Source organism: Gloeocapsopsis sp. IPPAS B-1203 (genome assembly GCF_002749975.1).
Taxonomy (GTDB): Bacteria; Cyanobacteriota; Cyanobacteriia; order Cyanobacteriales; family Chroococcidiopsidaceae; genus Gloeocapsopsis.
In genome coordinates this window covers 176,755-201,490 of record NZ_PEIG01000007.1, presented here as the reverse complement: position 1 = coordinate 201,490, position 24,736 = coordinate 176,755, and the positions used below count along the sequence as shown (strand labels likewise).

Sequence of the window (24,736 nt, the reverse complement as noted above, 5' to 3'; positions counted from 1 at the left end):
CATAGGTGTACATCGATCTTTTAGTGCTACAAGTACAGTTACACTTTCAGTAAAAACTAGAACAGGAACTATACTGAGCAATAATCAAAATCTGCACATCACAGCAGGTTCTAAAACGTTGCATTTTCCAATTTCCAGTGCAACTTACACATTAACTTGTAATATAGTGTAACTCTTAAACAATCTTAAAAAATAGAGACGAGTTGCAATACATCTAGAGATAGTTCGTTTTACAGCTCGTTTTTTCTATTAATATGGTTTAATCATTAAAGCAAGCTTTGTGTATTAAACCTAAATTTTAGTTATTTAAATTCAAAATATCTTAAAAGACTGAAAAAAATAGGTCTTTACTTATGAAGCATAATATCAATCTTTTTTGGATTTTCGGAAATCTTTTTTTAGGGATTTTACCTAACTCAGTTCAAGCACAAATTATTCCTGATGGTACAACACCAACGGCACCTGCAGCTTGTGCCACAGTGTGTGAAATTACAGGTGGAACTCAAGCCGGAGAAAATCTTTTTCATAGCTTTTCTCAATTTAATATTAATTCAGACCAACAAGTTACTTTTAGCGATCCAGGGGTAACTAATATTATCACCCGCGTAACTGGTGGAAATTCTTCTAATATCTTGGGAACGTTAGATGTTGTAGGAGATGCTAATTTATTTTTAATTAATCCAAACGGAATTATTTTTGGTCCTACTGCTTTTGTTAATGTTAGTGGTTCTTTTGTTGCTACTACTGCTAATGCAATTCAGTTTAACGGTCAAGGGAGCTTTAATGTTAATCCTGCTAATAACGCAGAATTACTGACTGTAAATCCTTCAGCGTTTTTATTTAATCAAATAACATCACCTCCGCCCAGGATAGAACTTAATGATGGACTAATTTTTCTTCCTGATGCTCAAAGCTTGCTGTTATTAGGTGGCAATATTAATGTAGTTGGGGATTTGAATATAGAACATTTAGTTGCACCTAGCGGGCGACTTGAATTAGGAGGAGTTTTAGGTGTAGGAGCAGTAAGATTGAATAATATTAATGGTAAGAATTTGAGCTTGAGTTTTCCGACAAATATAGAGAGAGGTGATGTATCAATTAGTCAGGGTATAATTGCTAGTGTGGCTGGAGATGGTAGCGGTAGCATTGCTATCAATGCTAAAAACATAAATATTGCTCAAAGTTATATTCAAGCAGGTGTTAGAGCAGACTTTGAAGGAACTAATACTCAACTAGGAAATATTAGTTTAAATGCTACAGAAGGTATAGAAATTATAAGGGCTACACTTACTAACGAAGTACAACCAGGTACAGTAGGTAACGCTGGTGACATTCAAATAAAGGCAGGATCGCTTTTATTAGACGAATTTTCTAATATTAATTCCACAGTTAATTCACGTGCGAACGGTAATGCTGGAACAGTATTAATTGAAGCAAAGGATGTAGCGATCGCAAATAATGCAGGTATTTATACATCACTGCTGGGTTCTGCGCAAGGAGATGGAGGAGACATTCAAATTAATGCAGATTCTCTCCTGCTGGAAAATGGTGGTAGTCTAAATGCTCAAGCTACTACACCAGGAAGCGCAGCAGGTAACGTATACATAAATGTTAATAACTCCGTTTCCTTAGCAGGAAATGAAAGTTTTATTGGAACCGCAGCCTCTGTTTTTGCTAGTCGTGGCGGTGAAGTTAATATCCAAACCAATACACTTTCTCTAACTGATGGCGCAAGTATATCTTCTAATACTACTGACGAAGCAGGACGCGCCGGCAACATAAATATTACAGCAAATACAGTTTCTTTAGCAAATAGTGTTGTCTACAACGACACTATAGGATTAGGAGATGCAGGAAATACTCAAATCAATGCTAGAAGTTTAAACATTACTGATGGTGGAAGTATTAGTACGAGTACAAATGGTGTTGGCAATGCAGGCAATATTTTTATAAATGCTTCTGAATTCGTCACGCTGAGTAGCGCTAACCCTAATGCAATAACACTATCAAGAGACATCCCTAGTACAACTTCTAGCGGTTTATTCGCCTTCACCGACACAAATGCTACCGGACGTGGTGGGAATATTCAAGTCAATACAGGCAATTTAAACATTCTCGATGGTGCAGTTATCAGTGCGCGGACTCGCGGTATTGCACCTGGAGGAGATATCACAGTCAATGCAGCAAACGTTGCTGCTACGAATGGCGGACAAATTTTAACGACTGCCTTTAATCAAGGTATGGCAGGTAATATTACAGTTAATGCAGCAAATAGTGTCAATATTTCGGGAAGCGATCGCACTTACAATGACAGACTGCAACAAACACCCGATCGCGTCGATAATGATGGTGCAGCGAGTGGTTTCTTAGCAAGAGTTCGGGGAGATGCGATCGCCGATGCGGGACAAATTAAAGTAACTGCACCTTCAATATTCCTCGACAATCAAGGCACAATTTCTACTGCAACTACCCAAGGCGCAGGCGGACAAATTTCACTTCAAGGAAGCAATGTTGCTTTACGCGACAATAGTAGTATTACAGCTACCGCTGGTACGGCAAATGCTGGTGGTGATGGTGGTAATATTGATATCAGTACAGAATTATTTTTTGCTACTAGAAATAGTGCTGTAACTGCTAACGCCTTTACAGGAAGTGGTGGAAATATCCGCATTGCAACGCAAGGCTTCTTTCTTTCTCCTGATAGTGTGATCTCTGCAAGTTCCGCACAAGGAGTTGACGGCGTTGTCGAAATTGTTGTTTTAGATGATGAACCAAGTCGCGGTTTAGTTTCCTTACCAGAACAGCCTGTAGATGTCAGTAACCTAGTTGCACAAGGATGCGCTGCGGATACAAGCATTGCGACAAACACAAGTGAATTTATCATTACTGGGCGCGGTGGATTACCACCAACTCCTAGCGAAGCAATTAATGCAAATTCCGTGTTAGCAGATTTAGGCACTCCTATACAGACTCAAGCATCTCCAACATTAAATACTGTTGCAAGTGACCTTAACAATTCTCAGCCAAAATCTCTTGTAGAAGCACAGGGATGGATGATAGGCTCCAATGGCGAAGTAGTACTGATGGCACAAGTGCCAACTGCTACAACTCATAATCCTTTGTCTACGGCTGTTGCTTGCAATGCACCATAAACTTGTTCGCCGCCTACAATTTTCGCTGAGTGGGCTTGTGTTACTTGTTATCAACACTCAGATTGCTGCGACATCAGCAGCAGAAATCGATCTTGCCCAAGCAATTCCGCTACCACCTCCTCAGGATGTCATTCCGCCACCAAGCCCGACACCACCACCACAACCACCGACTGAACCCTTACCACCGCCAGAAGAGTTACTACAGCCACCATCTATAGCACCATCACCACCAACACCTTTACCAGGAATACTTGATACCGTTGTTATTAAGAGATTTGATGTTGTCGGTAGTACAGTATTTAGTGCAGCAGAATTTGCGCAGTTACTAGCACCATTTACAAATCGTCCAATTTCATTTGCAGAACTTTTGCAAGCACGTTCGGCAGTTACTCAACTCTACATCGATCGCGGCTACATCACTTCAGGCGCTTTAATTCCACCGCAGACACTCCAAGAAGGAGTCGTGACAATTCAGGTAGTCGAAGGCGAGTTAGAAGCAATTAACATTACAGGTACGCAACGTCTTAACCCGAATTACGTGCGATCGCGCATTGCTGTTCGTACGGATGCACCTTTAAATCAACAACGCCTCTTAGAAGCACTGCAACTCTTGCAACTCGATCCGCGCATTCAAAATTTATCTGCTGAATTATCCGCAGGTTCGCGCCCTGGAACGAATGTCCTCGATATCCAAGTACAGGAAGCCCGAACATTTAATATACAAGTGATTGGAGACAACAGGCGATCGCCTAGTGTCGGTAGCTTTCGGCGTGGCGGACAAATCAATGAAGCAAATCTCCTCGGATTTGGTGACAGCATTAGTGTTGGATATAACAATACCGACGGTAGCAATACATTTGATGTTAGCTATGCACTACCAATCAATCCACGCAACGGCACTATCGGCTTAAATGTAGGCGCAGCAGATAGCAGTGTTATCGAGCCGCCATTTGATTTTTTAGAAATTGACTCGTATTCGCGCTACTACGACTTAACATTTCGCCAACCAATCAGTCAAAGTCCTTCAGCAGAATTCGTTCTTGGATTAACCGCATCTCGCCGAGAAAGTAATCTTGCATCAAGTGTCCTCGAAGAATTTGGCGTTCCTTTATCAGAACTCTCTCCTGGGGCAGATGACGAAGGACGTACACGTATTTCTGCTCTACGCTTTTTTCAAGAATGGACGCAGCGTGGTAGTCGCGAAGTCATTGCAGCGCGATCGCAATTTAGTGTAGGTATCGGTGCCTTTGATGCCACAATTAACGATGATGCTCCTGATAGTCGATTTTTCTCTTGGCGGGGACAAGCTCAATGGGTGCGTCTTTTAGCTCCTGATACTTTACTTTTGGTGCGCGGTGACGTACAACTGGCAGATCAATCCTTGGTTCCAGTAGAACGCTTTAGTTTAGGTGGATTTGACAGTGTTCGTGGTTATCGTCAAGATGCTTTGTTAACTGATAACGGTGCGTTTGCTTCCGTAGAGTTGCGTGTACCCATTTCGCGCATTCCCGAATGGCAAGGACTTTTACAATTGACTCCGTTTGTAGACATTGGCACGAGTTGGAACGCTGAAGACGCCAATCCTGATACTAGTACGTTAGTTTCGGTCGGACTTGGCTTACGCTTGCAAGTAGGTAATAATCTCACCGCCCGCATTGACTGGGGCATTCCTTTAGTTGATATCACATCGGAGCGAAGAACATGGCAAGAGAACGGCGTGTATTTTTCCGTAGTCGCCAGCCCATTTTAGCGTTGGGTGTTGCTTTTCTCGTTTGGTGTGGAGGATCGCCAGCTTGGGCGCGGGTAGCAGATGTATCATTCAGTAGCTCTACTTCTGAATCGATTCAGCAGGGAAGAGAACTTTACACAACTGGACAATATGCGCAAGCCGCAGTAGTTTGGCAGCAAGCCGCAAAAGTTTATCAACAGCGTGATGACAGCTTAAATCAAGCAATGGCGTTGAGCAATCTTGCTTTAGCGTATCAACAATTAGGAAATTGGTCGCAAGCGAATCAGGCGATCGCCACGAGTCTAAAACTGTTATCAACTTCTGCAACAAACCCCCAACAGGCACAAGTTCTCGCCCAAGCATGGAATAATCAAGGAAGTTTGCAATTTGCTCAAGGACAAGCTGAACAAGCACTGAACAGCTGGCAAAAAGCAACTGCAGCATATACCAAAGCAGCAGATAGCGTTGGCGTTACACGTAGCCTAATTAATCAAGCCCAAGCACAGCAAGCTTTAGGGCTATACCGCCGTGCAATAACGACACTCAACCAAGCGAATCAAACTCTACAACAACAGCCAACTGCAATTAAAGTTACTGGGTTACGTAGTTTGGGGAATGCGCTGCGTGTTGTGGGAAATCTCAGTCAATCACAGCAAGTACTGCAACAAAGTCTTAAATTAGCTCAAGAATTGCGATCGCCAGAAGAAATTGCCGCAACATTAACAAGTTTGGGGAACACTGTGCGATTGCAGCAAAACCCACAAGCTGCATTAACCTACTATCAACAAGCTGCGAGTGTATCGTCTACAGCAAGCACACAACTGCAAGCACAACTCAATCAACTCAGCTTATTACTCGAAACAGGCGATCTCAACACAGCACAAGCGTTATTGCCTCAAATTAATTCTCACCTAGCAAACTTACCGACAAGTCAGACAAAAGTTTATGCTCGCATTACCTTGGCACAAAACTTGATGCGCTTGCACCAAGCGCAGCCTCAAAAATCCCAAATAGCGATTCCTTCATGGTTGGAGATTGGCAAACTCCTCGCTACCGCCGTACAAGAAGCAAAACACCTCCAAGATCCACGCGCCATAAGCTATGCTTTAGGAAACTTGGGAGGATTGTACGAACAAACTCAACAGTGGACAAGTGCGCAAGAATTAACGCAACAAGCACTCGTATTAGCCCAAGGAATTAATGCATTAGATATTTCCTATCGTTGGCAATGGCAACTCGGACGTCTATTGCAAGCTCAAGGCAATACAGAAAAAGCGATCGCCGCTTACGATGATTCAGTGCAATCACTGCAAACTCTCCGCTACGATTTAGTGGCAATTAACCCTGACGTTCAGTTTTCTTTTCAAGAAGAAGTTGAACCTGTTTATCGCGAACTTGTCAGTTTACTACTGCAATCGAACGGAACTCAACCAAGTCAACAGAACTTGCAAAAAGCCCGTCAAACAATCGAATCGCTGCAATTAGCAGAGCTAAATAACTTTTTCCGTGCAGCGTGTTTAGATGCAAATCGTCAGATCGATCAAATTGTAGACGAGCAAGATCAAACCGCAGCCGCGATCTATCCAATTATTTTACGAGATCGCCTCGAAGTCATTATCAAACTACCACAGCAACCACTGCGCCATCACACCGTTAATATTTCACAAACCGAGTTTGAAACTACCCTAGAGCAACTTCAACAAAATCTGATTGAACCAGATACTTTCACCGAAGTGCAAGCACTGTCTCAGAAAGTGTATGAATGGTTAGTGCGTCCTCAACTAACTGCACTCAATGCGAGTGATATCAAAACTTTGGTTTTTGTTTTAGATGGTTCGCTGCGTAATATTCCTATGGCAGCATTATATGACGCACAGCGCCAGCAGTATCTTATAGAACAGTATAGTATTGCCCTAGCACCAGGGTTACAACTAATTGACCCGCAGCCATTACAGCAGCAAAGATTACAAGCCTTAACAGCGGGACTCAGTGAACCTCGTTATGGTTTTGAAGGGTTGAGTTACGTTGAAAGCGAAATCGAGCAAATCACATCTGAAGTTTCCAGCCAAGTATTACTCAATCAAGATTTCACTAGCCAAGCACTACAAAAGCAAGTTAACTCACAGTCATTTCCTGTCGTACATTTGGCAACTCACGGTCAATTTAGTTCTAACATTGAGCAGACTTTTATTCTCGCATGGGATAAGCCAATCAATGTTAATGAGTTAAATGATTTACTCCGCAATCGCACTCAAAACTCGTCTAGCGCAATTGAACTTCTGGTTCTTAGCGCTTGTGAAACTGCAACTGGCGACAAACGCGCAGCTTTAGGTATTGCCGGAATTGCCGTGAGAGCTGGAGCACGCAGCACGCTAGCATCTTTGTGGTCTGTAGATGACCAGTCCACAGCTTTATTAATGAGTCAATTTTATGCCGAATTAGCAAGCAGTCAAGTTAATAAAGCTACCGCTTTGCGTCAAGCGCAACTGTCACTATTAAAAAATCCTAATTACGCTCATCCAATGTATTGGTCTGCCTACGTATTAGTGGGAAATTGGCTATAAGATGCCCTCCGACTGAAGTCGGGGCTACCCAAACAAAGTGTGCCTCCGCTACACTCTCATTAATGTAGTCCACGGAGGTGGACTTTGTTTGTTTAACTGCGAATTTATTCGCCAAGCTTTATCAATCTCTTCTGACTTGCTGCATGAGATCGCAACATGAGGCAATGGGTTCAGAAGCGATCGCATCTAAGCCAACAAAGCGCAATACATCAGTCCAATTTTTTGCTATTGCCATATCACTTGGATTGTGGTAGTGTAGCTGCCCTAGTGTCGTTACTGCATCAAACCAAAATCCATTAGCAAAGTAAAGCTGTGTTTGTTGTTGTGGAGTTGCTTGCGCTAATTGGCTAGCGAGGGTGGGAGTAATGGCACGCCTTTGGATTCCGCCATGAACAATAGCCGTTGGTGGCTTACGTTCGGCACAATAAATGTTGAAATACCAGTGATATTGATTTGTGACTTCTAATGCTACCGTTGTAGGCAAAGTCAAACTAATAACCCCAGGCTTATTTGGCAGTGAAACTGAAGTTTGATAAACAAGTTGATTATCTGCTGTGCGTAAAACAAACCTAGCAGAATGGACGTCCTGAGCACGATAAGGTACATAAAACCAGAAGGTGGGATGCTCAACCGTTGTCAGTCCCCATACTACCTCTAAACCTGTAGCGGCTTTGGTTATTGGCACTAAAGCTGTGAGTTGCTTATTATCTACTGAATCGTTGTTAACTAAACAGCCACGTCTACCTGCACCAGTGCGATCGCCTGGAATTCCAATATTCACTGGAGGTGGAGGCGGAGTAAAGTTAAGTTGCCCTGTGGCACTGGCGATGACCTGTTGTTCTACCTTTATTTTGGGAACAGAGTATACTTTTGCTGGGAATACACCAATAACTGCTAACCCAATCAGGGCAAATTTGTAACACTGCCAGTAAAAATTCATGTTAAGTACTCCCTGAGTAGAGTTTTGTACTTTGTCCCTGTTTTTGAGAGGTATTTTGTACGATAACACCAGCGCTAGTCGCAACTAATGCTAACCCTGATGGTACAAGCGGCACCCAACAGCTTTGAAGTAAAAAGAACATAGAGCATAGCGCAGACAGCACAATAACTGTAATTGCTAATGCTAGCTCTAGATGTAATACTGAACGGTAGCGCCAAGCAAGTAAGCCACCCAAAATCGACCAGCCCCAAATCCATAATAATTCGCCCCACTGCGGTAACACCCACAACAGTGGTCGTTGATTTTTGACAACACTGAGTAGTTGACTGACCATTTGAGCGTGGATAAACACGCCAGCCATTTTTTGATACGTCCCTCCACCGGTACTATAAGGTGTCGCAAAATAATCGCCAACACTAGGAGCAGTCACACCAATCAAAACGATCCTATTCTTAACATCATCAGGTCTAACTCGATTCCGCAAAACATCAGTTAGTGTAACTCTGCTCGCAATATTTTCTGGCGATTGGTAAGAATTGTAATTGAGCAGCATTTGAAAGCCTGCAGCATCAATTGTTTGATAACCTCCGGTGTGCGAGTGCAAGCGCGGTAAAACAATATCACCTAACTGTAATTGTCCTTCAGGTGTCCACTGAGGAAAAATCCCATTCGCCGCTAAGTAACGAAATGCAAGTTGCGTGCTAAATGCATAAGGTGCGCCGCAAATGGAAGCAGGATGCGGATTGACTGCGACAAGATATCGGCGGAGAATACCATCAGGGTCAAGAACAACATCACTAAATCCTTGACGTGCTTCGGGAACTTCAGGCGGTGGTGCCACACTCGGATCTTCAGTTGCAGTTGGATCGCTAATTTTACATACAGCAATAAAGCGATCGCTCTGTTGCATATACTTTGCTAAATCTTCTTGTTGAGGATTTACGGCATCTTCGCGATAAATATCTAAACCAATGGCTCGCGGTTGATATTGCTCTAATTTTGCTAAAAGTTGTGCTAGTGCTAAATCAGATAGCGATCCGGTGCGATTTTTCTGTTCTGGTATTTTGAAATCGTCTTCAGTAATGGCGACAACCAATAAGCGCGGATCAGTTCCTTCATGCGATCGCAATCGCATTAGTTGATCGAAGGCTTTCAGTTCAAAAGGTTGTAATGCTCCTAAATGGCGCACTCCCCAAATGACAGATGTTACAGCTATACTCGTCAGCATTATTGTCCGTAGGCGCTGTAATCCTATTTTTTTGAGCGATCTCCGAGGATGTTGGTAATTTCTACTGCGATCAACAGCAAGTTGATTTGATAGGGCTGTCCACAGCGGCGGGTTCTCTGCAGGATTTTGATAAATCACAGGTAGCCAACTTGCACAAGGATACTGATCTTCTAATCCTTGTAAACGCTCGCGTGCTTCGCGTACTGATAAATAAAAAGACTGACCACCCGCGAAAGTATACAAAAAATTCTTGAGAAACTCGTGCGCGACTTTATCTGGTACTGGCTCCCGCATGACAATCACTTGCGGAATATATAAGTTAGCCAGTTCGCGAGCTAATCCTAAACCATCACAAGAATTAAAAATTGCTAACTTTAAGCCGTGTGCTACAGCAGTTTTGAGTGCATATTTTAAGTCACTAATCGACAAGCTATCAGTTTGATTGATACAAATTCGACCATCTCCATTCGCCAAACTTGAACTATGCCCTGCAAAAAAAAGAATATCCCAGCCTTGGCTCCATAATTGATTGTTGAGTTCTTGGCGTTGTGGTTCAACTAAAAATTGCACAGTTGCGCCAGGCAGTTTTTCTAACAAAGCCCGATCTGCTTGGGTATCGATTCCTGTACTATCACCAAGAATGGCAAGAATAGTGACTTTATTTTTGAGTTGAGAAACTTGTTTGACTCGTTCGTAAGCTGGAGTGCTAAGGGCAATTTCTGCTTTAGGGTAACGCTCGAAGAGATCGCAGAAATGCCAAGGTAAGCGTTGCAAAAGCTCATCTTCTGTTTGCAAAATAACTCGAATCTCATCTGATGGCAGCAATTTTTCTAACCATTTTTCCCGAATCGAACGAAAAGACTCAGAGTGTATCCAGCTATTTAAACGGTTGCGTAGAACTTGTACAGCGTGCCAGCAATCATCAATCACTGAAACGTTTGTTACTTGAATAGGCTTTGCTTCTAGACGGGTAGACCAACCTAAACAAAGATATGCTGATTGCCAGCAATTGTAATATTGAGGAATTTCTGGAGCAGGTGGTAGCTTACCTAAAGTTTGGATTGCCGGAGAATCGCCTTCTTCTCCTATTTGCATCGTTACAGGGAATCCCTGCTCAAAGCTTCCTTCGCCTACTTTTAAAACAACTAACTTAGCCACTACGGTGTTCCTGCAGGCGCGGTGATGAAACTAAATCATAAAGTTTTCTATTATACTGTCATTGCCAAGCGCTACTCGCACACTAAACTTTTCTCCTGGTTTGCCACTAAACTGTAATTGAATATAATTATCGGCTTTTCTTGCTTGAGCTTCAAGGAAAATTGCTTCAGAAGCATCCAAGACAGTTAGCTGTAGTTGGGTTGGTAAATAAATTTGACTACCTGTAGGATGGACTTGTAGCAAAATATCCATCTTTTGGTCAGACACCGAGCGCAGTTCAACAATCAAAGCTACTGCGTGACCTGCTAGTTGCATTCCTAAATCAATTAATTTAGCACGTCGAACACGGTCTTCGCGATTCTCGTTTGTGCCTCCCACTAAGGGATCAGACCTGCGGAAACTAAATGCTAAATTAGCTCGTGCCGATCCAAGAATTGTTTCAATAGCTTGCCATTCTGTCTCAAAAACCTGATTAAACCATTGACTTAACTGCACTAATGGTTGCTGATCGATATTCAACCTTAATTCATTCAAATGTGCGAGTAAGTCTTCGAGTGGTTGTAACTCGTCAATCGGTAACTGCGCGATCGCTTTTGGAGTAAACCCTAATAATGTTGCTTCGCGGAGTGCTTCATCAAACTGTACGACAACATACCCAATTCGATCCTCCCACACTTCTGGGGGAATATCACATTGCATTGAGGGCGATCGTAGCCAGCGACACTCTAAACGACCAAGTCCTGACACTTCTAAGTCAGCAATATCAGCACACAACCGCAGCACTGGATTCCAACTATCACTAGCTGTAATATTTGTGTTAATTCCCATCATCTGTAAGTAGTTATCAACTATGCAAACAGCTAGGGTATTTAATTTTATTTTTTCTACCTTGTCTGGAAAATCTTGTACTTGATCAATGAATTTTTGGGCAGTTTCTTGTGCAATTTGAGTAATAGGTAGTGGCAAGGCAAATCCTTGTATTTGCTTAGTATTTTTAGGCATAGTTTAAATTCTCAATTTTGTATTATTTTTTACCTGCAAGTTGCGGCATTTTTTTGACTTATATTTAAGTAGCAATCAAATAAAAAAGCACTAATATACCATTTAAAGCTTCATCATAAATAACCTTGAGATTCACCAAATTTACGCAAGCGAGGAATACATTGCCTTCTATAAAAACTTGTCAGAGTAGAAATTGAAATCTGGTATTCTTCAGATATCTTTTCCCAACTTGTTTCTGGAGGTAGCCTTTGTAAAATTAATACTTGACAATTAACTTTCGGGTGTCCTTGAATATGAACGCGACGTAACTCGCCATCAAAGTCAGTTTTCGCCCAAGTAATTGTCATTTCTAGAATAGGTGGAATATCAGGTGGTGCAACCAAAGCAGCTGTAGTGTCAATAACCTCATCTTCTGTGGTCTGAAATGAGGCAGTTTGAGTAAGAGTTTCATATTCTTCTACACGAAAATCTTGTAGCCGTCGCCTCAAATAAGCATTTAGCCAAGTAGTCACACTACTACGATTTGGATCGTATCTTTCCCCTGTATTTGCTTCGCACAAATTGCGGCAGAAATATAGCCAAGTTTTCTGCAGTGCATCCTCATAATAAGGAGAAGTATCCTTCCAGAGTTTGCCAGATTTGTAGATCGCGCGCACAATCTTTGTTAAACCTTGCTGGCGTTCAACACTGTATTGTTTATATTGACAAGTTGTTGTTATTAACTGACGTAGTTGTGTTTCTAGTTGATCCATATCAGCTCTGTTGAACACAAGTAAAATTGAACTTTAAATAACTAAAATTCATCAGTAATTCTTGTACTCCTTTTGCTTAGTATTCCGTCTATTCATTTGCTGTTAAGAATCTGAAATTGAACACTGGTCAAGAAAGAATGAGTGCGTAAAACATTACATAATTGTTTGATAAGTAAACTTATCCATAACTATCAATAGCAAAGTGCCTGGCTATGACAGACCAGTTATCTGGCTATCATGCGATCGCTACTTTAACGATTAGTTGTAACGGCTGTTGCTCCTTAAGATACTTGCTATCTAAATTATCAGTAGCAAAAAAAATAATTATGCAAGTCTTTTTCACAAAGCTGTTTCTTTAATTTATATACTTGCAATTGGCAATCTTGGTTCGCAAAAACTCTAGACATCAGTAACTTACCCTCTTTACCTATTTTCTGTGCATGTTATAGCATCAGCGAATGCCCCTTAAGACTGTATTATTTAATTTTTCTTTAAGTTTCTATTGTAAAATTGCAGCATCAGTGAGATTCTTGCTTGTAGTGTCGTCACAAGAACCACGTCAGCAATCCGAACTCAAGCATCAAGCGTTTTCTCAGTAAAGCTTCGTACAGTACTCAAGATTCCAAATCAACAAAACTTATACATTACGGTTTTGGTGATTTGGAGTATGTTCTCTTTAAATTAAGATTAGCGAGAAGTTAATTGTATCAAGCTTTATGAAGTCGGCAACTTATGATGTGATTCAAGTAACAAAACTGTTACACAACTGCTTATCACGGCAGATTCCTCATACAAGTCTAAGTTGGTTGGCAGAAAAAAGAAACCAGATCGCTCAAGGAGCAACACAACGAGTCTTTTATACAACTTTTAGTGCAGTACCTCGCTATCTTGGTAAAAAATCATTAGCCCTATCAGCAGAAGATCTGCTAGCAGCCCAGACAATTCGCCCTGGTTGGAATCCTCAGCACTGGAGTGTCGATCAAGCAGGGCGGGCGTTGGTTGTTTTATCCTTACCTCATGCAGATGTTGAGAAATATTTATGGATACTCGAACAAGTCTTCACAACAGCAGATGTCAGAGAATTAGTTGCCTTGTATCAAAGTTTACCCTTACTGCCACATCCAGAAAAGCATTGTGCTAGAGCAGCAGAGGGAGTACGAAGTAATATGACAACTGTATTTGATGCTGTTGCTTTGCGTAATCCTTATCCAGCAGAATATTTTGACGATCTTGCTTGGAATCAAATGATCCTCAAAGCAGTTTTTGTGGAGAGTCCGTTGTATCTTATTCAAGGTAGCGATCGCCGTGCCAATCCAGAGTTAGCTAGAATGCTGCTTGATTATGTACGCGAACGCTGGGCAGCAAAACGAAGTGTGACACCTGAACTATGGCGCTTTGTTGGATATTCTGCTAAAGAGTTGCAAGTTTTGGCAGAAGTCTTAGAAACAGATGATATTGTGCAGCAAGAAGCCGCAGCTTTAGCATGTGCGCACTCTCCCCTACCACAAGCCCAAGAATTACTAGCACGTTACCCAAATTTACAAGCAGCAATTCATCACGGCGATCTGACATGGAGTAGCTTTAGCTGCGATCGCCTCGGCGCTGATGTACGATAATTCGCAATCGTTCTCCTCAATTACCTATTACCAATTACCCATTACCTTATGATGTTCATTGACCCTCATATCCACATGGTTTCGCGGACAACTTACGATTATATGGTGATGCGCGAGTATGGTGTTGTCGCCGTTATTGAACCGTCGTTTTGGCTAGGGCAACCGCGCACAAGTTCTGGATCATTTAAAGATTACTTCAGTAGTCTTATTGGCTGGGAACGCTTTCGGGCAAGTCAGTTTGGTATTCAGCACTATTGTACGATTGGCTTGAACCCCAAAGAAGCAAACAACGAAGCTTTAGCCGAAATGGTAATGGAACTGTTGCCACTGTATGCGTGTAAAGAAGGAGTCGTGGCAATTGGTGAAATTGGCTATGATGATATGACACCTGCTGAGGACAAATACTTTTGTCAACAACTTGAACTCGCCCAAGAACTCGATATGTTGGTGTTGATTCACACACCACATCGCAATAAAAAAGCTGGTGCTAGCCGAAGTATGGATCGCTGTGTTGAATATGGTTTAGCACCATCACGAGTTATTATTGACCATAACAATGAAGAAACCGTAGAAGAAGTGCTAGTACGGGGGTTCTGGGCAGCATTTACAATTTACCCACATACCAAAATGGGTAATGCACGGATGGTTGAGATTGTCCGTCAATATGGGTGCGATCGCATTATTGTTGATAGTAGTGCTGATTGGGGTGTGAGCGATCCGCTAGCTGTACCAAAAACTGCCCAATTGATGCTTGAACGCGGAATTCCTGAAGCCCACGTCAGGGCGGTATGCTATGAAAATGCTTTAGCAGCCTATAGTCAAAGCCATCAATTCAGTGAAACCGACTGGCTAAATACTTCTACAATCGATCAACGCGAACTCTATTACGGTAACTCCGTCTTACGCGGACAAACCCCAGTTGTTGAAGCTACCTGCGATCAAATCTTAATTGAGTAGAGAAAGCATTTCAGTTTCAGTATCAAGCAACACCAATTACCTATTACCTATTACCTATTACCGATTCCCAATTAGGAGACACAACAATGTTGCAAGCAGCGAAAAGCCAAACACGGGCTTATTTGCAACTGATGCGACCTGCTAACATTGTCACAGCTTGGGCAGATATTTTAGTCGGCTTCGCGGCATCTGGTTTAGTATTGTGGCGACAAGTAGATCTTCTCAATATTTTGCCTTTAGTCTGGCTATTACTGGCAACAAGTGGTTTGTATGGTGGTGGCGTCGTTTTTAATGATGTCTTTGATGCCGAATTAGACGCTCAAGAACGACCAGAAAGACCAATACCTAGTGGTACTATTGCTAGACAAAATGCGATCGCCTTAGGAACTTTTCTTTTAGTTATTGGTATCATTGCAGCTGCCCAAGTCTCGGCAACAAGCCTTGTTATTGCTGCTACAGTTGCTTTTGCAGCAATTCTTTACGATGCGTTTAGTAAGCACCATGTTGTTTTTGGTCCACTAAATATGGGAATCTGTCGCGGAGGTAATCTGCTACTCGGCGTGAGTGCGGTTCCGGCGATGGTAGAACAACTGTGGTTTTTAGCATTGATTCCGATCGCTTATATTGCGGCGATTACGGCAATTAGCCAAGGTGAAGTTCACGGCGGAAATAATAGCACTGGCATCGTTGCATTAGTCATGATTGCAGGAGTTATCAGTGGAGTTTTAACGCTAGGGATATTGCCAGAATATCAAGTGATTAGCGCATTACCTTTTGTCGCATTGTTTGCTTGGCGTGTTGTTCCTGCTTTTGTGCAAGCTTGGCGCGAAGCAACTCCAGTGAATATTCGTACCGCAGTTAAAGCGGGAGTGTTGTCGCTGATTATTTTAGATGCAGCGATCGCATCTGGTTTTGCCGGATTACCTTATGGCTTACTCGTGTTAGGTTTGCTGCCTATTTCATTGAGTTTAGCTCAAATTTTTGCTGTCACTTAATTTAATAGTAATTATGACAATTGGGATCAAAAGTGCATCTGATATGCGATCGCGAAGCGTTCCCTGTGGGAAATTGCTTAAACAATGTTTCCCTGTGACATTTAATTATGATGTCCACTTTACTAATGGACTATTTGAGTTAGATAATCCTCTTTTCGCACAAGTTCTTACCATCGACGGAGATAGCTCAAAAAAAGTCTTAACGGTAATTGATGCAGGTTTACTACAACATCAACCAACACTACTAGAAAAATTAGCAGCCTATGCTCAGTTTTATCGAGATACATTTACACTCGTTCAGCAACCGGCGATCGTTCCTGGGGGGGAAACGGCAAAGAACGATCCTAAACTGATTGAACAAATTCACCAAATTATTGATCGTAGTGGATTGTGTCGCCATTCTTATGTATTAGCAATTGGTGGTGGTGCAGTATTAGATATGGCAGGATACGCAGCAGCAACCGCACATCGAGGAATTCGCTTAATTCGCGTTCCGACGACAGTATTAGCGCAGAACGATTCAGGTGTTGGCGTCAAAAATGGTATTAATGCCTTTGGTAAGAAGAATTTTTTGGGAACTTTTGCACCGCCTTATGCAGTATTAAATGATATCAATTTTCTGACCACTCTAGATGACCGTGACTGGCGTTCTGGAATTGCCGAAGCTGTGAAAGTCGCATTAATTAAAGATGCAGATTTTTTTAAATTCATTACAAAATACGCAACTGCATTAGCGCAACGCGATCTGCAAGCGATGCAAGAATTAATTTATTGTTGCGCTCAATTACACTTAGAGCATATTGCAACTAGTGGCGATCCGTTCGAGAAAGGTTCCTCACGCCCTTTAGACTTTGGACATTGGGCGGCACATAAACTCGAACAGTTGACGAACTACAGCCTACGTCATGGAGAAGCTGTGGCAATTGGGATAGCTTTGGATAGCACCTATTCCTATTTAATCGGGCTACTCACAAAATCAGATTGGCAGCAGATTTTAGATACACTCCAGACACTAGGTTTTAGTTTGTATGTAGCGGAATTAGTAGATAAATTACATCAACCAGAACATTCTGATTGTATTTTTCGAGGGCTGAGTGAGTTTCGGGAACACTTAGGTGGAGAATTAACCCTGATGCTGCTAGAGAAGATTGGTAAAGGAGTTGAGGTACATCAAGTTGATTTATTAGTGTATGAGAAGGCGATCGCGTTGTTGCAACAATACCATGACAAGCTTGGCAACTAAAGTCGCAGCTTAACAAACAATAGTCCACCTTCGTGGACTAATAATATCGAATAAAACCTGTGCAGACAGGTTTCGTTTATGCAGCTGCGGTTTCAACCGCTGTTGAAAGAACCACAATTACATATCAGGAAAATGCAGCTAGAAAATATCCACTTAACGTATTGCACAAACGTTCATCCTGGAGAATCTTGGCAGGATGTATTTGCAAACTTAAAAGCCTATATTCCTGAACTCAAAGCTAGAATAGCACCAAAAAAGCCGTTTGGCATTGGTTTAAGATTAGCAGCTCAAACAGCAAGTGAACTTTTAGAAAGTAATTATCTTGCCCAATTTCAAGCTTGGCTGAAGCAAAATAATTTATATGTTTTTACCTTAAATGGCTTTCCTTACGGCGGATTTCATCATCAAGTTGTCAAAGATAAAGTCTATGCACCCGATTGGCAAACAAGCGATCGCCTCAACTACACCTTACATTTAACTCAAATTCTGGCAACACTATTACCCGAAGGTATCGATGGCGGAATTTCTACACTGCCACTGTCTTACAAACCTTGGTTTACAAAAGTCAGTAGAGATAATGTATTTGAGAGTGCCACGCTAAATATAGCCGCAGTCGCTGCCGAAATGCATCGCATTCGCGAAACAACAGGTAAGTTGCTTCATCTCGATTTAGAACCTGAACCTGACGGATTAATTGAAAATACAACAGAAGTTATTGACTTTTTTTCTTCTTGGCTATTACCAATTGGTGGAAACTATCTCAGTAAAAGTTTAGACATTTCTCAAGCTACCGCAGAAGCGTTGTTACTTGAACATGTTCGTATTTGCTATGATACGTGTCATTTTGCTGTAGAGTACGAAGATCCGAAGTCTGCTTTTACACGTTTACGATCAGCAGGCATTCACATCGGTAAAATTCAAATTAGTGCAGCTATCCAAGTTACATTACCAAAAGAAACAGCCCAGCGCAAAATTATTAGCGATCGCTTAAGTTTATTTGCAGAATCAACTTATTTACACCAAGTTATCGCGCGATCGCAAGATGGTACGTTACATCACTACTCAGATCTCACCACAGCATTACCTCATCTAGCACAATCTACTGCCCAAGAGTGGCGAACCCACTTTCACGTTCCAATTTTTATTCGCGGTTATCAAACGTTGCAATCTACACAAGACGATATTGTTGAAGTTCTCAATTTATTAGGACAATCATGTCACCATTTAGAAATTGAAACTTACACCTGGGATGTACTACCACCAGCGATGAAACTAGATTTACTCGCCTCAATTCAACGCGAATATGAATGGGTATTGCAAAAACTTGGCAACTAAGCATACTAAGTCCAGATGGTGCGTGAACTAACCCAGCAATAGGCTCTGCAGAAACCTGTCTCCACAGGTTTTGTCTTTGTAGCTGCTGACGTTAGTATTAAAGGATTTGCTTAAACAAAGTTATGCACAAAACCGTTGTTCTAAATGTAGTCGGATTAACGCCCAGTCTATTAAAACATACACCATTCTTATCAAAATGGGCAGCATCTGGACACACAGCTTTTATTAAACCAGTATTACCTGCGGTAACGTGTTCGGTGCAAGCAAGTTATTTAACTGGGAAGTATCCTCAAGATCATGGTATTGTTGCCAATGGTTGGTACTTCCGCGATGAATGTGAAGTAAAATTTTGGCGGCAGTCAAATAAATTAGTTCAAGCTGAGAAAATATGGGAAGCGGCACGCGCTTTAGAACCTAATTTCACCTGCGCGAATCTCTTTTGGTGGTATAATATGTACTCCTCAGTCGATATTTCGGTAACGCCACGACCGATGTATCCCGCAGACGGTAGAAAGATCCCTGACATATACACGCAACCTGCAGACTTAAGAGTTAAGTTACAAGAACGTTTAGGAACTTTCCCCTTATTTGAATTTTGGGGACCAAAAACAACTATACGTTCAACGCAGTGGATTGCTTCTTCTGCGATCGCTGTAGAGGAAATGTATTCTCCAACATTAACACTCATTTATCTTCCGCATTTAGATTACTGCTTACAGCGTTTAGGAACTGATCCCAGCACAATTGCCCGTGATTTACAAGAAATAGACGCAGTATGTCAGGAGTTAATTCAATTCTATGAGTCGCGTGCCAAAGTGATTATAGTTTCTGAATATGGCATTACCTCTGTCAATCGTGCAGTTTCCTTAAATCGAGTCTTGCGCGAACATGGTTATTTAGCAATACGCGAAGAACTTGGAAGAGAACTTTTAGATCCAGGTGCAAGTACGGCTTTTGCCGTTGCAGATCACCAAATTGCCCATATCTATGTTAGCGATCGCAATAAAATTGCAGAAGTACAGCAACTCATCGAACAAGTACCAGGAGTTGATTTTGTTTTGGGTGAAGAAGGTCAGGCAGCGTATCATTTAAATCATCCACGTTCTGGTGAATTAGTAGCTGTTTCTGCCCCTGATGCATGGTTTACTTATTATTATTGGCTTGATGACAACAAAGCACCAGACTTTGCTCGCACTGTCGATATTCACCGCAAACCAGGCTACGATCCTGTAGAATTATTCGTCGATCCGGCGATTCGCTGGCAGCAATTAAAAGTTGCAAAAATCTTACTACAAAAGCAACTCGGATTTCGTACGTTAATGGATATTATTCCTTTAGACGCTTCTTTAGTTAAAGGTTCACACGGGCGAATTCCTACTTCTACCGACGAAGCACCATTACTAATAACTCATGCAACCAACTTGCTACCATCAATCTTAAGTGCAGTAGACATTCATGACGTCATCTTGTCTCATTTACAGCAAGAGGGATAAACGCATATGTTTCCTTATCTCTTTACTGGTAAAGTAATTTCCCAAATGCCTTGACTTCCACCGAATTCTAAAACATAGATCTTATTACCAATAATTTCAGCATCAATTGGCTGTCGAAAGCTTCTGACGATTCTTCTTGCGTTTAGTCTATAGTTAGTACTGCCAACTTTTGTTAGTTTTAAATGCAGTAAATCTTCACTAGGATCTCGAAAAGGTCCGCGCCTAGAATCTCCATTTGAATTGCCTTTTGTCCAACTCAACAGAAAGCCATCTCCCTGAAACTCAGAACTTAATGCTTTTTGAGTATCGAAGACTAATCCTAAAGGAGAACGATGTGCTGTGAAAGTACTCAGAGATCTTCCTAGATTACTAGCATCTTTAACGAGTCCATCTTGAGGATCGCGAAAACTATCAGCATGAGGACCAAAATTAGGAATTGGTTCTGTCAAGGTTATATTAGGTTTTTTAGGAAAAGTCGGATCGTTGCGATAAAAACCTTGCTTAACTGCATGAAACAGAGGATTTAATAGCCGATCTTGAGTAGGATTATAACCAGGATATTGCTGAGGATTATTTGCTCCACCTATACGCCAAGGAAAACCATAATGACGACCTTGACGCAGCCAATTTAATTCTTCTGGCATATCGCGATCAGGACCATTTTCTGCGCCGAATAAATGCCCGTTAGGTGCAAAAGCCATGTCAAACGTATTGCGAATACCTTCGGCAAAAACATAGCCTCTTGACTTTAATAGTTGTCGATTATTTGGCAGAAAAATATTTTTACCATTTGTAGGTAAGCGAAAGATACAAGTTGTTAATCCTACTTCGCGAGTGTTAGGAAATTGTCCATTAGCAGATTGGATTTCTCCATGATCAGTCCGAGAACCACTGTTGACATAAATATATTTATTTCCAGAACTCACAACAATACCATTGAAGCCATGATCGTAGGCTGTATTGCTTTTAGGATATCCTGCTGTTTCAGCTAGAATAGACCAGAAGCGATCGCTTGTACTAGAATTCATCACTCCTTTAACAATTGTTGCTTTTGTCAAACTATTAGTTAAATTTGTATTTCCTACTAAGTAAATAGCACCATCTGGTCCAATTGCCATTCCTTGAGTATTAGTTAATTGATGATCTTTACGGCTATAAACCAATTGACTTTGAGAAGTCGCTAGATTAACGCGATAAATTTCACCATTTCGCTTTAAATAGTAAAGATGATTACTTCTAGGATCTTTAGCAATCCGCACTGAAGGAGATGCCGCTAGCGTATACATAACATTGCGTACTTTAATGCCAGAACGTAACGCTTGAGGCTTTGTATTGGCACTTGCTGTATTACTCAATAAAAAAATTGTAGTAAATGATAGCAATATTACACTTTTAAAGCATTGTCTAACACTCAACATATCAATAAAATATTGATGCTACTTATGTGTCAGCTCAATTTTATTGATATCTTTGTAACTCAATTATTCTCTGTAACAAATGTTTGAATTACTTAAAGTACCAGTAGTGACGTAATTACTTTAGCAATTAAGGTTCTGGTAATTTATATTGATTAACAATTCGCTTGGCAAATTCTGGTAAGTGCGCAGCTAACTTTTCAGGATAATGGCGTTTGACATAGAGATAATTGCGAGTGAAGTGCGAATCAATCGAAAATCGGGCGTATTCCAAGCCTTTAGGACCAATTTTTTCAATCACGACACCCATGAGTTTGGCAGCCCACATCGGTAGTGTAACGCCTTTGTCGTAGGCAGGGATACTTTGTTGCACTGCTGCGGTGCGATCGCCTTTTGACATCACAGGTTGCACTTCTAGCTGATCTTGAACTAAATCCAGCATTTCTTGTCCGCGATCATTCCGTACCACAAGCCATTGCCAACCAAATGGTGCACCCATGTAGCCCACGACCAAATCAGCAAGCGAATTTACATAATCAAAGCAACTCATACAAGAAGGTGCAAACACATCTTTGAGTTGATTCGTCTTTAAACCAAAGAAAGGTACTGTTTCCTCTGAACCATCCTCATGCTTGAAGTGGACGCGGAAATCTTGCATGAACTCATAATGCACGACTGTATCAGGAGAACGACTCGTTGTTTCCAAAAATTTCTGTAGCCCAGCCCGCGTCACATTGTCTACACAAGGAGTTCCCAACACATACAGTTTCTCTAACCCTAATTGCTTCTCTACTGCCCGTAAAGCTTGAATTTGACATCCTACACCAATAACTAACAACCGCTTCATCCCCGATTGTTCTACTTGTTCGAGGATTGAAAGATTCGGCGATAATGTTGGTTTATTCACCCGTGCTGCTAAAATCTCTTCTGGAGTACGGGCAATAATTGGCATCGGTTGAAAGCGATCTTCTTTGGTGTTTTGAACGCAAACGACGCCTTCAACTATGCTGCGATTGAGCATTTCTATGGCAATTGAACTGACAATTCCTGTCCACTGTGCCCCTGGAATTGGTTCAGTTTTGCGCGCCGCCATCATAGTTTGATGAACGCCAAAGTAAAGTTCATCGGGATTATCTAAATCGCGGGCGCGAGTGTGCGATCGCATCTCTAATTCCGCAATCTGTTGATTAAGAAATGCACACGCTTCCTTGACATAGTGAATATAATATGTATCACACAGCCCACACTCGCTACAAAGTTCTTTTGCAGGGCGACGACTCGATGATTTTAATGCTTTAGCTTTTTTGTGCTTGGCTTGCGGTGTCACTGATGTCATGAGCGAAGGAGCATTGATGCAGAACTATCTTTACCCAACGATACATGAGAGTTGGTTTGACTTGTACTTTAGCCATCAATTTTGCAATATTTTGCAATTTCACAACGAAGCCTTATTATGTAAGTACAATGTAATTCCATCCAAGACAATGTATGGGAACAGCTATTAAAGCTCGCATAGTAAGAATTGGCAACTCTCAAGGAATTCGCATTCCCAAAACTCTGTTAGAGCAAAGTGGAATTTCCACAGATGTAGAAATCGAACGTCAGGATGGTTATCTAGTAATTCGTGCAGTATCGCGGCGAAAGAGTTGGGATGAGGCGTTTGCAGCAATGGCAGAGCGGAAGGATGATACATTATTAGACGATGCTAGTACCACTGAGTGGGATCAAGCCGAGTGGGAATGGTAGTCAGGCGTTTTGATGTTTTCCTTATAACTCTTGATCCTACTGTCGGTAGTGAAATTCAGAAAACAAGACCTTGTCTAGTCATATCACCTGACGAGATGAATAGGCATATCGCTACTGTCATTGTTGCTCCGATGAGAACAAAAGGTCAGTGTTATCCTACGCGTGTAGCGTGTCAGTTTCAAGACAAAGATGAACAGATTGTTCTCGATCAAATTCGTACTGTTGATAAAACCCGTTTGGTCAAATATTTAGGGCAGATTAGCTCAGAAGCACAACAGGCAGTTCTTAATACCTTAGCTGAGATGTTTACTGAGTAATTTAGTATTTACTACAGATTGCCTAGTTAAACATACAGACAGATAAGCTGCCATACTATATAGGTACAAAGAAGCCTATGGATTGTAAGATTATCAATTGACAAAACGTATCACATATAGCTAAATTCTGTCAATTTTGATAAGTTGTCATGGTGGCTTGAGGATACGTGCTGTCTGCAATCCAAACAGGAAACTTCTGTATGCTCGATCGCTCAAAATTTAATTATGCAGCTTTACCCTTCATTGGTATTCATCTTGCTTGCCTAGCAGTCTTTTGGCTGGGTGTAGACTCAGTAGCAATCTCGATGTGTGTTGTACTATTTCTCGTTCGCAAATTTGGCATTACTGGCGGCTATCATCGCTATTTCTCGCATCGTGCCTATAAAACTAGTCGTCTGTTTCAATTTTTGCTAGGATTTTTAGGTGTAACTGCTGGACAAAGAGGTCCAGTTTGGTGGGCTGCACAACACCGTCATCATCACAAGTATTCTGACACAGACGAAGATATTCATTCAGCTGAAAAGCAAGGTTTTTACTGGTCACATGTAGGCTGGATATTGTCTCCAGAATATGACGACTATAACGAGAAATTAGTCAAAGATTTAACTCGTTACCCTGAACTACTTTGGTTAGAAAAATATCACTTTGCACCCCCTATCCTACTTGCGGTTGTCTGTTACCTAACTTACGGCTGGCTAGGACTATTTTGGGGCTTCTTTGTCAGTACAGTGGTTCTCTACCACACCACCTTTGCCATTAATTCTTTATGTCATGTATTCGGTAGTAAACGCTATGACACCGGAGAATCAAGTAAAAACTCATTGTGGTTAGCAATCATTACTTTAGGCGAAGGCTGGCACAACAATCACCACCGTTATCCTCTCGCAGCTTGTCAAGGGTTCTTTTGGTGGGAAATTGACATTAGTTACTACATTTTGGTTATTCTGTCGTGGTTAGGTATCGTCTGGGATTTAAAACAACCGCCCAAACAACTTTTACAACCTGAAGCCATGATTGCAAAAGCTTCATCCATAGCCTAGTTTCTGTAGTTATTACATATAGAACTGCTAGCTAATCACTCCAATCACTAGTCA

General features: G+C 41.5%; 18 protein-coding genes. 12 read left to right on the top strand and 6 right to left on the bottom strand.

The features are described from left to right. The first annotated feature begins 353 nt into the window (after positions 1-353). Genes CSQ79_RS14570 through CSQ79_RS14560 form a run of 3 tightly spaced genes read left to right on the top strand, consistent with a single transcriptional unit; the run spans position 354 to position 7,445 of the window. Positions 354-3,152 (top strand): beta strand repeat-containing protein, encoded by a 2,799-nt coding sequence (locus tag CSQ79_RS14570; RefSeq protein ID WP_099701896.1) that lies wholly within the window; start codon positions 354-356, stop codon positions 3,150-3,152. Further along, the gene (locus tag CSQ79_RS14565; protein ID WP_099701895.1) at positions 3,142-4,902 is read left to right on the top strand and encodes a ShlB/FhaC/HecB family hemolysin secretion/activation protein; all 1,761 of its coding nucleotides are present in this window, start codon (positions 3,142-3,144) and stop codon (positions 4,900-4,902) included. The genes CSQ79_RS14570 and CSQ79_RS14565 overlap by 11 nt, the downstream gene beginning before the upstream one ends. Beyond that, positions 4,854-7,445 (top strand): CHAT domain-containing protein, encoded by a 2,592-nt coding sequence (locus CSQ79_RS14560; RefSeq protein WP_099701894.1) that lies wholly within the window; start codon positions 4,854-4,856, stop codon positions 7,443-7,445. The genes CSQ79_RS14565 and CSQ79_RS14560 overlap by 49 nt, the downstream gene beginning before the upstream one ends. A 121-nt stretch (positions 7,446-7,566) precedes the next feature. Here CSQ79_RS14560 and CSQ79_RS14555 read toward each other — a convergent pair whose 3' ends face one another. The 4 genes from CSQ79_RS14555 to CSQ79_RS14540 form a co-directional block, all read right to left on the bottom strand. After that, a complete protein-coding gene (locus CSQ79_RS14555) occupies positions 7,567-8,385 on the bottom strand; it encodes a DUF928 domain-containing protein (RefSeq protein ID WP_099701893.1) in 819 nt (272 codons plus the stop codon). Between the two features lies 1 nt (position 8,386). Then, positions 8,387-10,771 carry a CHASE2 domain-containing protein gene (locus tag CSQ79_RS14550; protein ID WP_099701892.1) on the bottom strand — a complete coding sequence of 795 codons (2,385 nt, stop codon included), beginning with the start codon at positions 10,769-10,771 and terminating at the stop codon, positions 8,387-8,389. 30 nt (positions 10,772-10,801) lie between these two features. Further along, on the bottom strand, positions 10,802-11,773 hold the full coding sequence (locus CSQ79_RS14545) for a DUF1822 family protein (RefSeq protein ID WP_099701891.1): 972 nt from the start codon (positions 11,771-11,773) through the stop codon (positions 10,802-10,804). A gap of 113 nt (positions 11,774-11,886) precedes the next feature. Continuing rightward, positions 11,887-12,525: a hypothetical protein gene (locus CSQ79_RS14540; RefSeq protein WP_099701890.1), complete on the bottom strand. Its 639-nt coding sequence runs from the start codon at positions 12,523-12,525 to the stop codon at positions 11,887-11,889. 716 nt (positions 12,526-13,241) lie between these two features. On the opposite strand from CSQ79_RS14540, the gene CSQ79_RS14535 reads away from it, so the two are divergent. The 6 genes from CSQ79_RS14535 (at position 13,242) to CSQ79_RS14510 (ending at position 20,164) form a co-directional block, all read left to right on the top strand. Continuing rightward, entirely contained in the window at positions 13,242-14,141 is a 900-nt protein-coding gene (locus CSQ79_RS14535) for an EboA family metabolite traffic protein (protein WP_099701889.1), read from the top strand. Positions 14,142-14,189: 48 nt separating this feature from the next. Continuing rightward, on the top strand, positions 14,190-15,098 hold the full coding sequence (locus tag CSQ79_RS14530) for a TatD family hydrolase (RefSeq protein WP_099701888.1): 909 nt from the start codon (positions 14,190-14,192) through the stop codon (positions 15,096-15,098). Positions 15,099-15,184: 86 nt separating this feature from the next. After that, the gene (eboC, locus tag CSQ79_RS14525; protein WP_099701887.1) at positions 15,185-16,093 is read left to right on the top strand and encodes a UbiA-like protein EboC; all 909 of its coding nucleotides are present in this window, start codon (positions 15,185-15,187) and stop codon (positions 16,091-16,093) included. A 43-nt stretch (positions 16,094-16,136) separates the two neighbouring features. After that, on the top strand, positions 16,137-17,336 hold the full coding sequence (locus CSQ79_RS14520) for a 3-dehydroquinate synthase (RefSeq protein WP_099701991.1): 1,200 nt from the start codon (positions 16,137-16,139) through the stop codon (positions 17,334-17,336). A 132-nt stretch (positions 17,337-17,468) separates the two neighbouring features. Beyond that, positions 17,469-18,671, top strand: coding sequence for a metabolite traffic protein EboE (gene eboE / locus CSQ79_RS14515; RefSeq protein WP_099701990.1), 1,203 nt, complete (start codon positions 17,469-17,471; stop codon positions 18,669-18,671). 122 nt (positions 18,672-18,793) lie between these two features. Then, positions 18,794-20,164, top strand: coding sequence for an alkaline phosphatase family protein (locus CSQ79_RS14510; protein WP_099701886.1), 1,371 nt, complete (start codon positions 18,794-18,796; stop codon positions 20,162-20,164). Between the two features lie 14 nt (positions 20,165-20,178). On the opposite strand, the gene CSQ79_RS14505 is transcribed toward CSQ79_RS14510, so the two are convergent. Both CSQ79_RS14505 and CSQ79_RS14500 read right to left on the bottom strand, forming a co-directional pair. Then, positions 20,179-21,519 (bottom strand): PQQ-dependent sugar dehydrogenase, encoded by a 1,341-nt coding sequence (locus CSQ79_RS14505; protein ID WP_289501136.1) that lies wholly within the window; start codon positions 21,517-21,519, stop codon positions 20,179-20,181. 190 nt (positions 21,520-21,709) lie between these two features. Then, positions 21,710-22,915, bottom strand: a complete 1,206-nt coding sequence (locus CSQ79_RS14500) for a Coenzyme F420 hydrogenase/dehydrogenase, beta subunit C-terminal domain (protein WP_099701884.1) — start codon at positions 22,913-22,915, stop codon at positions 21,710-21,712. A gap of 152 nt (positions 22,916-23,067) precedes the next feature. On the opposite strand from CSQ79_RS14500, the gene CSQ79_RS14495 reads away from it, so the two are divergent. From CSQ79_RS14495 to CSQ79_RS14485, 3 genes are all read left to right on the top strand, one after another. Beyond that, positions 23,068-23,325: an AbrB/MazE/SpoVT family DNA-binding domain-containing protein gene (locus tag CSQ79_RS14495; protein ID WP_099701883.1), complete on the top strand. Its 258-nt coding sequence runs from the start codon at positions 23,068-23,070 to the stop codon at positions 23,323-23,325. Continuing rightward, positions 23,319-23,642 (top strand): type II toxin-antitoxin system PemK/MazF family toxin, encoded by a 324-nt coding sequence (locus CSQ79_RS14490; protein ID WP_289501135.1) that lies wholly within the window; start codon positions 23,319-23,321, stop codon positions 23,640-23,642. The genes CSQ79_RS14495 and CSQ79_RS14490 overlap by 7 nt, the downstream gene beginning before the upstream one ends. A 167-nt stretch (positions 23,643-23,809) precedes the next feature. Continuing rightward, entirely contained in the window at positions 23,810-24,682 is an 873-nt protein-coding gene (locus tag CSQ79_RS14485; protein ID WP_289501134.1) for an acyl-CoA desaturase, read from the top strand. Positions 24,683-24,736: the final 54 nt, after the last annotated feature.

Bases quoted from the DNA above. Each gene is read 5' to 3' on its own strand.
- CSQ79_RS14570 (WP_099701896.1), top strand. From the start codon at position 354: ATGAAGCATAATATCAATCTTTTTTGGATTTTCGGAAATCTTTTTTTA.
- CSQ79_RS14565 (WP_099701895.1), top strand. From the start codon at position 3,142: ATGCACCATAAACTTGTTCGCCGCCTACAATTTTCGCTGAGTGGGCTT.
- CSQ79_RS14560 (WP_099701894.1), top strand. From the start codon at position 4,854: ATGGCAAGAGAACGGCGTGTATTTTTCCGTAGTCGCCAGCCCATTTTA.
- CSQ79_RS14555 (WP_099701893.1), bottom strand. From the start codon at position 8,385: ATGAATTTTTACTGGCAGTGTTACAAATTTGCCCTGATTGGGTTAGCA.
- CSQ79_RS14545 (WP_099701891.1), bottom strand. From the start codon at position 11,773: ATGCCTAAAAATACTAAGCAAATACAAGGATTTGCCTTGCCACTACCT.
- CSQ79_RS14540 (WP_099701890.1), bottom strand. From the start codon at position 12,525: ATGGATCAACTAGAAACACAACTACGTCAGTTAATAACAACAACTTGT.
- CSQ79_RS14535 (WP_099701889.1), top strand. From the start codon at position 13,242: ATGAAGTCGGCAACTTATGATGTGATTCAAGTAACAAAACTGTTACAC.
- CSQ79_RS14530 (WP_099701888.1), top strand. From the start codon at position 14,190: ATGATGTTCATTGACCCTCATATCCACATGGTTTCGCGGACAACTTAC.
- eboC (WP_099701887.1), top strand. From the start codon at position 15,185: ATGTTGCAAGCAGCGAAAAGCCAAACACGGGCTTATTTGCAACTGATG.
- CSQ79_RS14520 (WP_099701991.1), top strand. From the start codon at position 16,137: ATGCGATCGCGAAGCGTTCCCTGTGGGAAATTGCTTAAACAATGTTTC.
- eboE (WP_099701990.1), top strand. From the start codon at position 17,469: ATGCAGCTAGAAAATATCCACTTAACGTATTGCACAAACGTTCATCCT.
- CSQ79_RS14510 (WP_099701886.1), top strand. From the start codon at position 18,794: ATGCACAAAACCGTTGTTCTAAATGTAGTCGGATTAACGCCCAGTCTA.
- CSQ79_RS14500 (WP_099701884.1), bottom strand. From the start codon at position 22,915: ATGACATCAGTGACACCGCAAGCCAAGCACAAAAAAGCTAAAGCATTA.
- CSQ79_RS14495 (WP_099701883.1), top strand. From the start codon at position 23,068: ATGGGAACAGCTATTAAAGCTCGCATAGTAAGAATTGGCAACTCTCAA.
- CSQ79_RS14490 (WP_289501135.1), top strand. From the start codon at position 23,319: ATGGTAGTCAGGCGTTTTGATGTTTTCCTTATAACTCTTGATCCTACT.